Annotated in this window: 13 protein-coding genes, 1 tRNA gene and 1 pseudogene; 7 read left to right on the forward strand and 8 right to left on the reverse strand. The window is 56.7% G+C overall.

Annotated elements, in window-relative coordinates; all coding sequences use genetic code 11:
* Window positions 1–120 precede the first annotated feature (120 nt).
* The 4 genes from AAC621_RS05540 to AAC621_RS05555 all read left to right on the forward strand — a co-directional run bounded on the left by AAC621_RS05540 (window position 121) and on the right by AAC621_RS05555 (window position 3,370).
* Window positions 121–197, forward strand: a tRNA-Arg gene (locus AAC621_RS05540).
* Between the two features lie 81 nt (window positions 198–278).
* Window positions 279–1,520 (forward strand): Coenzyme F420 hydrogenase/dehydrogenase, beta subunit C-terminal domain, encoded by a 1,242-nt coding sequence (locus AAC621_RS05545; RefSeq protein WP_340256361.1) that lies wholly within the window; start codon window positions 279–281, stop codon window positions 1,518–1,520.
* Window positions 1,507–2,163 carry a ribonuclease HII gene (locus AAC621_RS05550; RefSeq protein ID WP_445322490.1) on the forward strand — a complete coding sequence of 219 codons (657 nt, stop codon included), beginning with the start codon at window positions 1,507–1,509 and terminating at the stop codon, window positions 2,161–2,163. Before AAC621_RS05545 ends, AAC621_RS05550 begins: the two co-directional genes overlap by 14 nt.
* A gap of 100 nt (window positions 2,164–2,263) precedes the next feature.
* Entirely contained in the window at window positions 2,264–3,370 is a 1,107-nt protein-coding gene (locus tag AAC621_RS05555) for a site-specific DNA-methyltransferase (protein WP_340252953.1), read from the forward strand.
* Window positions 3,371–3,465: 95 nt separating this feature from the next.
* On the opposite strand, the pseudogene AAC621_RS05560 reads toward AAC621_RS05555, so the two are convergent.
* Window positions 3,466–4,124: pseudogene (locus AAC621_RS05560) on the reverse strand (alkane 1-monooxygenase); the annotation flags it as partial.
* Window positions 4,125–4,274: 150 nt separating this feature from the next.
* Window positions 4,275–5,375, reverse strand: a complete 1,101-nt coding sequence (mutY, locus tag AAC621_RS05565; RefSeq protein WP_340252955.1) for an A/G-specific adenine glycosylase — start codon at window positions 5,373–5,375, stop codon at window positions 4,275–4,277.
* A 66-nt stretch (window positions 5,376–5,441) separates the two neighbouring features.
* Here mutY and AAC621_RS05570 point away from each other — a divergent pair, with 66 nt between their 5' ends.
* The 3 genes from AAC621_RS05570 to AAC621_RS05580 are packed head-to-tail and all read left to right on the forward strand — an operon-like array spanning window position 5,442 to window position 7,757.
* Complete coding sequence (locus AAC621_RS05570; RefSeq protein ID WP_340252957.1) at window positions 5,442–5,972, forward strand: DUF721 domain-containing protein; 531 nt, start codon at window positions 5,442–5,444, stop codon at window positions 5,970–5,972.
* A gap of 19 nt (window positions 5,973–5,991) precedes the next feature.
* Complete coding sequence (locus tag AAC621_RS05575) at window positions 5,992–6,615, forward strand: DsbA family protein (protein WP_340252959.1); 624 nt, start codon at window positions 5,992–5,994, stop codon at window positions 6,613–6,615.
* On the forward strand, window positions 6,612–7,757 hold the full coding sequence (locus AAC621_RS05580; RefSeq protein WP_340252961.1) for a CaiB/BaiF CoA transferase family protein: 1,146 nt from the start codon (window positions 6,612–6,614) through the stop codon (window positions 7,755–7,757). The genes AAC621_RS05575 and AAC621_RS05580 overlap by 4 nt, the downstream gene beginning before the upstream one ends.
* Here AAC621_RS05580 and lpxK read toward each other — a convergent pair.
* From lpxK to AAC621_RS05610, 6 genes are all read right to left on the reverse strand, one after another.
* On the reverse strand, window positions 7,729–8,721 hold the full coding sequence (lpxK, locus tag AAC621_RS05585; RefSeq protein WP_340252963.1) for a tetraacyldisaccharide 4'-kinase: 993 nt from the start codon (window positions 8,719–8,721) through the stop codon (window positions 7,729–7,731). The genes AAC621_RS05580 and lpxK overlap by 29 nt on opposite strands.
* On the reverse strand, window positions 8,708–10,018 hold the full coding sequence (locus AAC621_RS05590) for a 3-deoxy-D-manno-octulosonic acid transferase (RefSeq protein WP_340252965.1): 1,311 nt from the start codon (window positions 10,016–10,018) through the stop codon (window positions 8,708–8,710). Before AAC621_RS05590 ends, lpxK begins: the two co-directional genes overlap by 14 nt.
* A 13-nt stretch (window positions 10,019–10,031) precedes the next feature.
* The gene (locus tag AAC621_RS05595) at window positions 10,032–10,268 is read right to left on the reverse strand and encodes a DUF4170 domain-containing protein (RefSeq protein ID WP_340252967.1); all 237 of its coding nucleotides are present in this window, start codon (window positions 10,266–10,268) and stop codon (window positions 10,032–10,034) included.
* Window positions 10,269–10,324: 56 nt separating this feature from the next.
* On the reverse strand, window positions 10,325–11,137 hold the full coding sequence (locus AAC621_RS05600; protein WP_340252969.1) for a 3'(2'),5'-bisphosphate nucleotidase CysQ: 813 nt from the start codon (window positions 11,135–11,137) through the stop codon (window positions 10,325–10,327).
* Complete coding sequence (locus tag AAC621_RS05605) at window positions 11,124–12,488, reverse strand: TldD/PmbA family protein (protein WP_340252971.1); 1,365 nt, start codon at window positions 12,486–12,488, stop codon at window positions 11,124–11,126. The genes AAC621_RS05600 and AAC621_RS05605 overlap by 14 nt, the downstream gene beginning before the upstream one ends.
* An 89-nt stretch (window positions 12,489–12,577) precedes the next feature.
* Complete coding sequence (locus AAC621_RS05610) at window positions 12,578–13,933, reverse strand: hypothetical protein (protein ID WP_340252973.1); 1,356 nt, start codon at window positions 13,931–13,933, stop codon at window positions 12,578–12,580.
* Window positions 13,934–13,948: the final 15 nt, after the last annotated feature.

The following is a 13,948-nucleotide window of genomic DNA, read 5'->3' on the forward strand; positions in this document are numbered from 1 at the left end:
GGTATCCTGTCTTCGGTCGTCTGGTTCCTATTGATACGCCGAACCATCCCTATTTGCCAAGCGTTCGGTTTTTTGGATCGACTTGCGCGCCATAGCAAATTCCAGCAAAAAAGCAGATATGGCCCCGTGGCTCAACTGGATAGAGCAATCCCCTCCTAAGGGATAGGTTACAGGTTCGAGTCCTGTCGGGGTCACCATGCAATCTGTCTATTTTGATTGACAGTCTGGCTGTCGCGCCTGATCATTGATCTTGGACCATAGGAAAGTTGACCAAGATCATGTTGGATGCGCAGCGGGGAACACTCGCGCCTAAACTTGGTAAAGGGCCGCGTGCGGGGCTTTGCACCGATTGCGGGGTCAGTCGCATGTCTGATGATCGCGCCTGCGGGCGGGCCTGTCAGTTTATCGCCCCAGATTATCCACACGCCGAAACCCGCATTCATGGGCGTATCAGTGACCCTGCGCGTCATGAAGAAGCGTTTTTTGGTGTGACCGAAGCGATGTATCGCGCAAGGCTGACCCCTGTGGCCGAAGGCGCGCAGTGGACGGGCATTACCACGGCGCTCGCGGAAACCTTATTACGGGCGGGGGCGATTGAGGCAGTCATCACAGTGGCGCCTGACCCAAACGATCAGTGGCGCCCTGTGCCTGTGTTGGTCACCGAACCAGACGACTTATCCGCCTGCCGCGGGATGCGCATGGGCTTTGCCCCAAGCGTGGCCTTGTTAGAACTCGCAAAGGCGCGCGGGATCACGCGCTTGGCCTTTATCGGCATCCCCTGTCAGACCTATGCCCTGCGTGCGCTTGAGGCCGAGTATGGGTTCGAGCGGCTTTATGTCATTGGCACGCCCTGTTCGGACAACACCACAACCGCGCGGTTTCATGATTTCCTTGCGCTGCTTGATGCCAAGCCAAATAGCGTCAGTTATCTTGAGTTTCGCGCGGATTACTCTGTCGAGCTACGCTTTTCAGATGGGCGCCCGCCCCGTTTCGTGCCTTTTTTGAAATTGCCAATCTCGCAATTGCCAGCGGATTTCTTTCCAATGACCTGCAAGACCTGTGTCGATTACACGAACCGCTTGGCCGATATCACGGTGGGCTATATGGGCGGCGATGGGGCGCAATGGATCTTGGTGCGCAATGCCCGTGGCGCAGAGATGCTTGATGGCATCAAAGATCGGCTCTGCCTGTCGTCCTTGACCGATAAGGGGGATCGCACAAGCGCGGTCAAAGGCTTTTTGGCCAATACGGAGCGCGCGGCGGGCGGTTTGCCCCTGCGGCGGATGCCCAACTGGCTGCGGCCATTGGTGGCCTATCTGCAGCCTCGTCTTGGGCCGCGTGGCTTGGAATTTGCCCGCGCGCGGGTCGAGATGAAGGCGATTGAAACCATCTTACATTTGCGCCGCAGTCATCCTGCCAAGATGAAGAATATGGTTCCCGCCCATGTCTGGAGCCTTGCTGCGCGCTATGGGGTAGGGCCCAATCCATCCGAGATTGCGCGCGAGGATGGTAATCCGTAATCTCGCGACTATGACCAAACCCAATCTCGCGCCAGATTTCAGCTTTGAGACGCAGATCGGCGGCCTTGTTGCGGGCGTGGATGAGGTGGGGCGCGGCCCGTTGGCGGGGCCTGTTATGGCCGCAGCAGTTATCCTAAACCGAAGCGATATTCCCGAAGGTTTGCATGATTCCAAAACGCTCAGCCAAAAGCGGCGCGAGGCACTGTTCGATGAGATCGCCGCGCGGGCCGAGGTCAGTATCGCAGAGGCGAGCGTTGCCGAGATTGATGAGCTGAATATTCGCAACGCCACTTTTTTGGCCATGCGCCGTGCGGTGCTTGGTCTCTCCCGCTGTCCAGATCATGCGCTGATTGACGGCAATGCCATTCCTCCTGATTTGCCCTGCCCTGCCACTGCAATCATCAAAGGTGATGCCCGTTCTGTTTCGATTTCGGCGGCTTCTATCATGGCCAAGGTAACACGGGATCGGCTGATGGTGACATTATCGCAACAGTTTGCGGGCTACGGCTGGGAGAAAAACGCGGGCTACCCCTCAAAAGCCCACCTTCAAGCCCTTCAAGATATTGGGGTGACCCCGCACCATAGACGTTCATTCAAGCCCGTCCACAATATCTTGTATCAACGTCATCTTGTAAGTCGTTGATTCAAAAAATAAATTGACGGCGAATCAGTTTCGACTCATCTTAGGCCTCAAGATGAGCGTCAAAAAATGGCGCCGTGACGATTAAAAGTCAGAGGCAGTGATGAAGACGAAAACCAATCCCGCGGGGGCGCATGCCCTGCCGCTTAACCAGATATTGGCTGGTGATTGCATTGATGTGATGAACAGCCTTCCTGAAGGTTCGGTCGATCTGATTTTCGCCGACCCGCCTTACAACCTTCAGCTCAAGGGTGATTTGCATCGCCCCGACAATTCGCTTGTAGATGCGGTGGATGATCATTGGGATCAATTCGACAGCTTCCGTGCCTATGACGAATTCACGCAAACCTGGCTCGCTGCGGCGCGCCGTATCCTCAAGCCGAATGGCGCGATTTGGGTGATTGGCTCGTATCACAACATTTTCCGCGTGGGGGCCGAACTGCAAAACCAAGGCTATTGGTTGCTGAATGATGTTGTTTGGCGCAAATCCAATCCGATGCCCAATTTCCGCGGCAAGCGTTTGACAAATGCCCATGAGACGATGATCTGGGCTTCGAAATCTGAAGCAGCGAAATACACGTTCAATTATGAGGCGCTCAAATCCCTAAATGAGGGGATTCAAATGCGCTCTGATTGGCTTTTGCCGATTTGTAATGGCGGTGAGCGTTTGAAGAACTCGCGGGGCGAAAAGGCACATCCAACGCAAAAGCCTGAATCGCTGCTGCACCGCATTTTGATTGCCTCAACAAATCCAGGCGACGTAGTTCTTGATCCTTTCTTTGGCACTGGGACAACGGGCGCCGTTGCAAAGAAATTGGGGCGCTATTTCATCGGCATCGAGCGTGAGGAAGAGTATCGCGAAATCGCCGAAAAGCGTATCGCCAACACGCGCCGTTTTGACAGTGATGCACTTGAAACCAGCCTCAGCAAAAGATCGGAACCGCGTATTCCCTTCGGTCAATTGGTCGAGCGGGGCTTGCTGCGGCCTGGTGAGGAATTGCACAGCGGTAATGGCCGCCATCGTGCAAAAATTCGCGCCGATGGTACGCTTGTCGCTTTGGACACCAAAGGGTCGATCCACCAAGTGGGAGCGAAACTTGAAGGCGCACCTTCGTGCAATGGGTGGACATATTGGCATTTCCGCCGTGACGGGAAAACCGTGCCGATTGATCACCTTCGTCAACAATTGCGTTCCGAGTTGGGCGAGTAACGCCACCTCCAAGACAGCTTTCGATATACCGCCCGTGCCTGTGGCTTTTGCCTCGGGGGCACGCACCTTACCCTCGCCCATCGGGCGGGGGTTTTTTATTCCGTTTGAAGCAGCCCTTTCGAATAGGGCGTCCAATCCTTGACTTGCGGATAATGTTGCTTGCGCCAAGCGCGCACCTTGGGGTTCATAACCCGCCGCCACAAAGGCGGGCAGAGGGCCAAAATCCCCATTACAGGATAGCCATAAGGCAGTTGCGGCGCGGCATCGTGATCATAGGTTTGTAACAGCGGATAGGCCCGATCTGGACGATAATGATGGTCTGAGTGACGCTGCAAGTTGATCAGCAACCAATTCGTGGCCCGATGATCCGCATTCCACGAATGGCGGGGTTTGACATGTTCATATTTTCCCGCGCCTTTGTAGGCCCGCGTGAGGCCGTAATGTTCGATGTAATTTGTGATTTCCAAATGGAACACCGCAACAAAGGCCTGCACAGCGAAGAAAGCAAGGCCCCATTTCCCGCCAATGGCATAGCCAATCCCATCATGCCTGCCTGCAATCCCCCGTAACGCCAGAACGGATTGCTTCTATGCCATAGTGCAAGCCTGCGCTTTTCGAGGCACTGCGCTTCGGCCCGCCATGCAGATTTGAACGACTGGATCAAAACACGGGGGAAAGAGCGGTGAAACCCCTCATTATATCGCGCAGAAGCAGGGTCACGCGGGGTGGCCACATGGATATGATGCACCAAAAGAGGGATGAGCAGAAGCGAGACCCAAAACGGGGCTACATCACGAAGCGATGCCAAATAATTTGACCTGAACATGCCTCTACCTCACAGCTCATGCTGTCATCCTAAACGTATATAGCGAGAAATATTATATATGAAAATATATAATTAGGCTCAGGGTGAAGGCCGCGTGCCGATGCGGCAAAGGTCAAACGCTTTGCGCATCACTGTTGGCATGTCCGCAACGCGGAACTTGGCGCGGGACAGGAAATAACCTTGCTGCGGGCTCGCGTTTTCAGAGGCATGGCACAGATGCACGCGCAGGCGCAGATGGAAATGGGTAAAGGTATGGCGCACCTCTTGGCCCGTGTCGTGCCATTCGCCCTCAATAGGAGGCGCAAGCGCCTCCACGATCGGCGCCGCGGGATCATCTACCCCCGCCCAAGGGCTGGTGACAAAGCCAAGCATCCCCCCCAAAAGACCCGTTTCGGGGCGTTGCTCGACCAAAACCGCACCATTGGGCCGAAAAGCCAAGTAAATATGACCAACCCGCGTTGGTTTGGGCTGTTTTGGCTCCTTTCGCGGCAATTCCGCCGCAATGCCCGCTTTGTGGGCGGCGCATTGAGTCATGATCGGGCAAATGCCACAGGCGGGGCTGCGTGGTGTGCAAATCGTGGCACCCAAATCCATGACGGCTTGCGCGTAATCCCCCGTCCGCTGTGCAGGGGTGAGGGCGGCAGCATGGGCTTTCAACTCAGGCTTTGCACGGGGCAGCGGGGTTTCCACTGCGAAGAGGCGCGCCATGACACGCTCTACATTGCCATCCATGACGACTGCGCGGCGGTCAAAGGCAATCGCCGCGATCGCAGCGGCGGTGTAAGGGCCAATTCCGGGAAGCGTCAAAAGCGCCTCTTCGGTTGTCGGGAATATCCCCGCGTGTTGATCAGTAACCACGCGCGCGCATTTGAGCAGGTTGCGCGCCCTTGCATAATAGCCAAGCCCCGCCCAAGCCGCCATGACATCCGCATCTTCCGCTGCTGCAAGATCCTCAATCCGAGGCCAGAGAGAGATGAACTTGGTAAAGTAGTCACGCACAGCTGCCACGGTTGTTTGCTGTAGCATCACCTCAGACAACCACACATGGTATGGGTTTGGACGCTGCCCTGATTTGCGCGCCGCGGGCCCGACCCGCCACGGCATATCGCGCGCATGGTCATCATACCACGCCAACAAGTCACGCGAGAGGTCATCCGTTATTTCAATCTCGTCACGCAAGCTTTATCACCCTGTCTTCGGTTTTGATTGGTCAATCTGTCTCATACCCCCTAAATTGACCCACAGATGAGAAAAGCAAGCGATCATATCCCGCCCAAAGAGGCAAGCCGCCGTAACCGTGGGTTTGAACCCGCGGCCAAGCTTGTTATGGCGCAAATAAAAAGCCCCGCAGAACGGCGTGGTTTCGCTGAGGCACGGCTGATCACCCAGTGGCGGGAAATCATGGGCCCTGAGATTGCAGATATCGCGCGCCCTGTAAAACTATCGCATGGGCATGATGGGTTTGGGGCCACCTTAGTGCTTTTGACGAGCGGGGCGCATGCCCCAATTCTTGAGATGCGCAAAGAAGATATCAGAACAAAGGTAAACGCGGCTTATGGTTATAATGCTGTGTCCAAAATATCCTTGACCCAAACGGCGGGACAGAGCCTTGCGCGTGACTTCATCGCACCACGCCCCCGGCCAGAATTGCCCCAAGAGGCAATAGAAATCGTGAACGCCAAGGCCAAGGCCGCAGCAGCGCACATCACCGATGAGGGGTTGCGCGATGCTCTTGAACGTCTGGCGCAGCGCGTCATAAGAAAACAGACATCCTAATTTACAGAGAGAGAATATTATGGATCGCAGACAGGCCTTGATCGCAGCATCCGCAGCGGCTTTTGTATCCGCCCTTCCCAGATTTGGCATTGCTCAAGACGCAAGCGCCGCCCCTGAGATTGTGGATTTTGCTCTTGGTGATCCGAATGCGCCTGTCGAGTTGATCGAATATGCCTCATTCACCTGTCCGCATTGCGCCACTTTTCACCTACAAGTTTTGCCTCAGCTAAAGCGCGATTACATTGAAACAGGCAAAGTGCTATTGGTTTATCGTGAAGTTTACTTTGATCGCCCAGGTTTGTGGGCGGCCATGGTGGCGCGTTGCGCAGGCGAAATGCGCTATTTTGGCGTGGCCGATATTGTTTACCGCACGCAGCGGGAATGGACCCAAGGTGATGCTGCGACCATCGCGGGCAATCTGCGGCGCATAGGTCTTTCTGCGGGTTTGACGGATCCAGAATTGGACGCCTGCATGCAGGATGCCGAAACCGCGCAGGCCATGATCGATAATTACGAAGCCAATCGCGTAGAATATCCGATTGAGGGCACCCCCGCCTTGGTCATTGACGGCACGCTGTATGGCAATATGGCCTATGAGGACATCGCGTCGCGGATCGAAGACGCGCTTGCCCGCAACCAATGAACAGAACCCCCCTTGCAGGTGTCAAAGTTCTAGAGCTTGCCCGCATTTTGGCGGGGCCATGGGCGGGGCAGGTTTTGGCAGATTTGGGCGCCGAAGTGATCAAGGTCGAAAGCCCCGATGGTGATGACACGCGCCATTGGGGCCCGCCCTTTATCTCTCGTGAGGGGGATGAAAGCGCGGCTTATTTTCATGGAACCAATCGCGGCAAAAAATCCATCATCGCGGACTTTAAATCCGCCAAAGACCGCGACCGCGTGATTGCTTTGGCGCGCGAAGCGGATGTTTTGATTGAGAATTTCAAACTTGGTGGCTTGGCCAAATTTGGCCTCGATTACCCAAGTCTGGCCCGCGAAAACCCTGCATTGATTTATTGCTCGATCACGGGGTTCGGCCAAAATGGGCCATATGCGCATCGCGCGGGCTATGATTACATCATCCAAGGCATGTCTGGGCTGATGTCTGTTACAGGCGACCCCGAGGATCATCCCCAAAAGGTTGGCGTTGCCGTCACGGATATTGTCACTGGTCTTTATGCCTCAAACGCCATTTTGGCTGCGTTGCATATGCGCGCGCGCACAGGCCAAGGGCAGCATATTGATATGGCGCTTTTTGATGCCGCGACCGCGATGATGGCCAATCAAGCAATGAATTATTTGGCAACGGGGCAAGCCCCCAATCGTATGGGCAATGCCCATCCCAATCTCGCGCCTTATCAAACCTTTCCATGCGCGGATGGCTGGATCATCATCGCGGTTGGCAATGATGGGCAATTCCAAAAACTATGCGAGATTTTGGACTGTGCGGAGTTGGGACAGGATCCGCGATATCGCACCAATGCAGATCGTGTGAAGAACCGCGACAGCCTAAACGCCGCGCTTGAACCTAAGACACGCAGCCTCAGCAAATCTGCCCTATTAGAGGCCTGCGAAGTGAAATCTGTGCCTGCGGGGCCGATCAATTCACTTGCAGAAACCTTCACCGATCCGCAGGCCGTGGCGCGCAGGTTTCGCCTTGATCTTGAGGGCGTGCCAAGCACGCGGCCGCCTTTTCATTTTTCGGGGGCTGATTTGGCGCTTGAACGTCCCGCGCCGAAATTGGGCGAGGATGATGGTATCACGGGCTTTTCGAAAAAATCCCGCTAAGGCGATCCCGCAAAGCGTGGTCTTGGTCTAGTCGCAGGCGCACGGGCACCGTCAACACCTCACGCCGCAGCGCATCAGGCAGGCGCACCGCATCTTTTTCGGTTGTGACAGGCTGCGCCCCAAGGCTTTGTGCTTCGCGCAAAATCCGCGCCATCAAGGCATCGCTTAAAGGTTGGTGGTCGCTGAGGGCCTCAGCCCGCAATATACGCGCACCCATTTTGCGCAATGTGGCAAAGAACTTTTCAGGATGACCGATCCCTGCAAAGGCCAAAACGGGCATATCTTGGAAGGACATCCCCATATTTAACGGCGCCAGATGGCCCGTAAGATGGGGGCAAGGAAGGTCTGGATGGCGCATTGAAAACGCCGCCTGCTGATCTGCCTCGCCAATGGATAGAACAAAATCCGCACGCCCAAGGCCTGTTGCAATCGGCTCACGCAGCGGGCCTGCGGGGATGACCAGACCATTGCCAAATCCACGCGCGGCATCCACCACAATCAAGGACAGATCATAAGCCAGACTTGCATTTTGAAACCCGTCATCAAGGATCAAAATATCGGCCCCCGCCGCAATGGCCGATTTGGCACTTTGCAGACGATCTTGGCCCACCCATACAGGCGCAAAAGCTGACAAAAGCAAGGGTTCATCACCACAGTCAGCTGCGCTGTGACGGGTCGGGTCTACGCGTGCTGTTTGGGTGAGTGTTCCACCATACCCACGGCTGAGAATGTGGGGGGTGGCGCCAAGCCCTGCTAGGATTTCCCAAATGGCAATCACTGTGGGCGTTTTCCCAGTTCCGCCTGCGGTCAAATTGCCAACACAGACCACAGGCACGCCAAGTTTCGCCCGAGCGCCTGTTGCCAATTTGCGCGCCGTGCCTGCCGCATAAAGCGCGCTCAGTGGGCGCAAGGCATAGGCCACTGCATTAGGCTGCGCGCGATACCAAAATCTAGGTGCTTGCATTGCGCTGATCCGCTTCGCGTTGTTCCAACCGCTCTAGGATAGCATTTAGGGCACGATCCGTCACCGCAGCCCCTGTTGAGGATACTTCCCATGCGGCATTGGCCATAGCGGCTGCCCGTTCTGGGTTCATCAACTCATCCACTGCACGAGCGAGGCTTTCGGAATCGCGCACCTGCCGCGCGGCATCGACCGCCTGCAAGCGATCAAAAATATCGGTGAAATTGCTGACATATGGCCCATAGAGAATGGCCGACCCAAGGCCCGCAGGTTCAAATGGATTATGCCCCCCGATATCAACCAAAGAGCCCCCCAAAAAGGAAATCGGGGCAAGCCGATACCAAAGGCCCAACTCGCCCAAACTATCGGCAAGATACACTTGGGTATCGCGATCAGGCAGAGCGCCTGTGCTGCGCTGCGCAAATGCCCAGCCATCGCTTTCTAAGAGTTTCGCAATATCTGCGCCGCGCTCAGGATGGCGTGGCACGAGCAACAGAATGGCCCGCGGGTTTGACCGCAACACGGCCCGATGCGCGGCCAAGACCAAGTCCTCTTCGCCCGCATGGGTGGAGGCCGCCACCCAAGCGGGGCGGGTGCCAAGGCGCTGCGAGAGATCTTGGCGCCGCGCCTCATCATGGGGAAGCGCCGCCGCACCTTCCTTGAGAGTGCCTGTCACTTCGATGCGAGATGGCAACAAGCCCAACCCCCGCAATCGAGAGGCGGTCAGATCATCTTGCGCTTGCACCAAATCAAAGCGCGACAGCAGCGCGCGGGCCATTCCGCCCAACCACCGCCAATTGCGCGCTGACCCTTGCGAGATGCGCGCATTGAGCAACATCATCGGGCATCCTTGCCGATGCGTCTCAACGATCATGGCAGGCCACAATTCGGACTCTGTCCAGATGGCGAGGTCTGGCTGCCAATGGTTCAGAAAAGATTGAACAAAACCTATAATATCCAAAGGCACGAATTGATGGATTACATCAGCAGGCAAACGCCGCCCCATTACAGCCGCAGATGTCACGGTGCCTGTCGTAACCAGAATCGTGAGGTCTTCGCGCTCTTCACGGATGCGGCGGATCAGCTCAAGAAGGGAAAGCGCCTCGCCGACAGAGGCCGCATGAAACCAGATCAATGGCCCATCGGGCCGCGCTTGACTGGCAATACCGCGCCGCTCATTGATACGCGCCGCGTCCTCTTTGCCGCGCGCCAAACGGCCTGCCAAAATCCGTTCCGCCAAACCCGTAGCATGACGCGAAAACAGAAGATAAAGCCAAAGCAGCAAGGAGCGTGACCGCATTCGATGCAATCCCTTACTCGCTTTGCGCGGAATTGGCCTGCTCTTCATCGCGCAGGCGATGCAAATGGGCGATGAAGTAGCGCATATGCGCATTGTCTACTGTGCGCTGCGCTTCAGATTTCCATGCGTTATAGGCGCTGTCATAATCAGGGAAAATTCCCACGATATGAATATCGTTCACATCGTGAAACTCCGTGCCGGCAGGGTCGACCAATTCGCCCCCAAACACCAAATGCAGACGCTGTGCCATAGATTATTTCCTTAACAAGAAGCCTTGAAAACCTGCGCGCACCCTAAGGTTTTGGCTCAGGCGGTCAAGCCAGTTTGACCCGAAAGCCGCGCCATGAATTTATCCACCAAGGCGCGTGATCCTGCAAAAACGCCCGCACTTCGCGGGTCGGGGCGGTTAAAGCGCAAAGCCTGCCCCTCCCGGTCGCAGACCTTGGCACCTGCCTCGGCGGCAATAAGACTGCCTGCGGCGCTGTCCCATTCCCAAGTTGAGCGAAAGGTCAGCATTCCATCATAGCGCCCTTCGCCCACAAGGGCCAAACGATAGGCGAGAGAGGATCGAAAATGGCGGCTCACAGGTGGCGCGCCATGCGGCCAATAGCGCGGTTCAAAATTGACCTTGGTGGTCAGAATGCGCGCGCCCGCTTCTTCGGCATGACCTGAAATGCGCAAGGGTGTCTCATTGCACAGCGCCCCCCCATCGCGCGCAGCGGCATAAAGCCTGCCGACAGCAGGCAGATAGACCACCGCCGCACGCACGAGCCCATCTTCCACAACGGCCAATGCATGCGAGAAATCACCAGAGCCATCCATAAATGCGCGGGTGCCATCGATGGGATCAACGATGAAACCCCGCTCCGCGGCCAGACGGGCAGGGTCATCTTGGCTTTCTTCCGACAACCACCCGTAGCTGGGACGCGCGGCCTGAAGATCGCGCGCCAACATCTTGTCGATTTCCAAATCCGTTTCTGTGACGGGGCCTGCCCCTTCGGATTTTTCCCACGCCTTGGGGTCATTTTGCCAATAGCGCAGGGCAATCTCGCCTGCGGCACGGGCCGCTTCTATCAATAGGGTCAGGTCATCGCGATCTTGCCGCTCAGGCCCCTGCAAGCGTCATCTCCTCTACCAGAAGCGAGGGGATAACCCGCGACAGATGCGGGCGCGCATCATTTGCTGCACGGATCGTGCCAAGCATGTCGCGCAAATTTCCTGCAATGGTGCATTCATTGACCGCATAGGTGATTTCGCCGTTTTCAACCCAAAACCCTGACGCGCCACGCGAATAATCGCCTGTGGTTGGGTTGATGGAACTGCCGATCAAGGATGTCACCAATAGCCCCGTTCCCATCTCACGCAACAGCGTCTCACGTTCGACCTCTGGCCCGACCAAGGCGAGATTCCCAACGCTTGGCGAAGGCGGGCTAGTGAGCCCGCGCACCGCATTGGCGGTGCTTTCCAGACCCAATTTTCGCGCAGTCGCCAGATCAAGCACCCATGAGGCCAGCTTGCCATCTTGTATGAAGGCGCGCTTTTGTGCCGCCAAACCTTCGGCGTCAAAGGGGCGCGAGCCGCCTGCACGCTTGCGCAAAGGGTCTTCCAGCAGATCAAACCCAACAGGCAAAACCGCCTCACCCAATGCATCGCGCAACCAACTCGACCCGCGTGCAATCGCGCTGCCATTGATCGCGGCCAAGATATGACCGATGAGGGTTGAGGAGACACGTTCATCAAAGAAAACCGGATATTTCCCTGTTTTTGGCTTTCGCGCCCCTGCGCGCGCTGCCGCACGCATCCCAGCTTCGCGCCCTATTTCTTCGGGGCTAATCAGATCACTGCGGAAAATACGGCCATCCCCGTAGTAATCCCGCTCCATGCCTGTTCCTTCGCCTGAAATCGCCACGCAGGAGAGGCCATAATCACTGCGGGCGTAGCCGCCTGCAAACCCGTTGCTGCCCGCAAGAAAGATCGTGCGGTGGCTGTAGCCTGCATTTGAGGACTGAATTTGGGTCACTTTGGCAACGGCACGGGCCGCAGCCTCGGCGCGGCGGGCTTCATCCTCCATCTCGGCGGGCATAGGTGCCGCGCCGTTATCGCTTAACTCAAGAGCTGATGCATCGCGCGTTGAGCTGAGTTGCGCGGGATCGGCCAAGCCAACGGTTAGGTCTTCGGGGGCAAGCCGCGCCATAGTCACCGCGCGCGCGGCCATGTCACGCAGCGTGTCTGGGCGTAAATCTGCCGCCGAAACACAAGCCTGCCGTTGGCCCACCATGACGCGAAGGCCCATTTCCGTTCCCTCGGATCGTTCTGCCTGCTCTAACGCGCCATTGCGCAAGCTCACCGTTTGCGAGACTCCTTGCACCACCATCGCATCTGCCGCATCCGCACCCGCAGATTTGGCAATGTCCAAAATCTGTTCCGCCAGATCCCGCAGCGCCGCTGTGTTCGAAGGGCTGTCTGTCATCGCAAAGCATCCTTTCTGGCCAAAACAGCCCGTCAGGGGCTATGCGTGACCTAAGCGCTGCAAGGACGCAGCGCAAGCACCCTTAACCTTTATTGCAAAGGCATTCCGCCAATCATGATCTTTCCCTCTTGGGTCAGATCAATTGCGCTTTCAAGCTGATCTTGGCCTTCGGTTCGGGTGGCGAAAAGGTCAATTGCGCCTGCGATCATCGCAAATTGGCTTGGATCAAGATGGCCCGACTGGGTCATCGCCTCTAGAAAGGTGAAAAGCCCGCGCGCGCTGATATCCACCCGCGATGGCCCTGCGCCAGATGTTAGATCAAGCCCACCTGTCGCACGGAAATCAAGGCCTGCACCCGTGAGGGTGGCCCTGTTGATTTGCAGCCGCGCCAATGACAAAGGCAGAGGGATCCCCGTTTCGGGGGCAGGCCCCAGATCACCTGCAAGATCGAGATCAATCGCACCAGTTTCGCGGGGCAAAAGACCTGCGCTATCTATCCAATCCCAAACGGGGGGTTCGAGCATGGCATCTGCCACTGACACTGTGATGGCAAACGGCCCACCCTCGCGGTTCAATAATGGCAGATTAGCGGCCAAGCGGCTTGGCCCAATGCGCCACAAAATGGGGATTTCTTCGCCAAATTCGGCCCCCAAAAGCACGCTATCGGTGCTGAGGCTGGCGCCAAGACTTTCGTCTGCTTCCCTGTAGCTGAGATTACCCGCCCCAAGCGCGAAGCCAAGCCGCCCTGCTTGATCCAGCCCCATCGGCTTTGCAAAAGCAGAAATCGGATTGCTGGCCACCAGTCCATTGGCCGCCTCAAACCCAAGTGAAGCTCTCTCGCCCCAGCCGTCAAGGGCAAGCGCAGCCCCCTCAAGCGCGAATTGGGCCAAAGCCCCGTCCCCGATTCCGCCTTGCACTGTGCCAAGTCCAAAACGATGCGCAATGGGTGTTTCCGAAAATAAAGATTGTCCTTCAAAAGTGGTGCTGCGCAGGGCAAATTCACCCGCTTGGATCAACACGCCGCCCAAAGCCTGAAAGGCCAATTCTTCTGCTTCTGCATCCCACGTTAGCGTTATGCCGTTTGCACTTTGCACCGTCACCTCAGGCAATGCAGGCAGATCCACCACCAGATCCCGCGCGGGCCGTTCTGTAGGGGTCAGCGCGATCACAATCGCCTCAGGCAGTGTGATCACCACATCACCTTCCGCGTTTAGGGCAAAAAAAGCGCGGGCCGTTCTCATGCTTGTATCTACGGTCGAATGTGGATCATCCGCTTCGATAATTTGCAGGTTCTCTACCAACACCTGTGTGCCGATTACCTGTGGCGCATCAAAGCGGAACTCATGCCCTGCATCTGCGGCGATTTCGCGGAACGTCTCAAGCGCCATGTCAACGGGCGCGAAGCTTTGTGCAAAGGCAGGCAGCGAGGACAGGACAAAAGCCATAGATAGAGCTGGACG

This window comes from Roseobacter sp. HKCC-CH-9208, assembly GCF_037805125.1.
Taxonomy (GTDB): Bacteria; Pseudomonadota; Alphaproteobacteria; order Rhodobacterales; family Rhodobacteraceae; genus M30B80.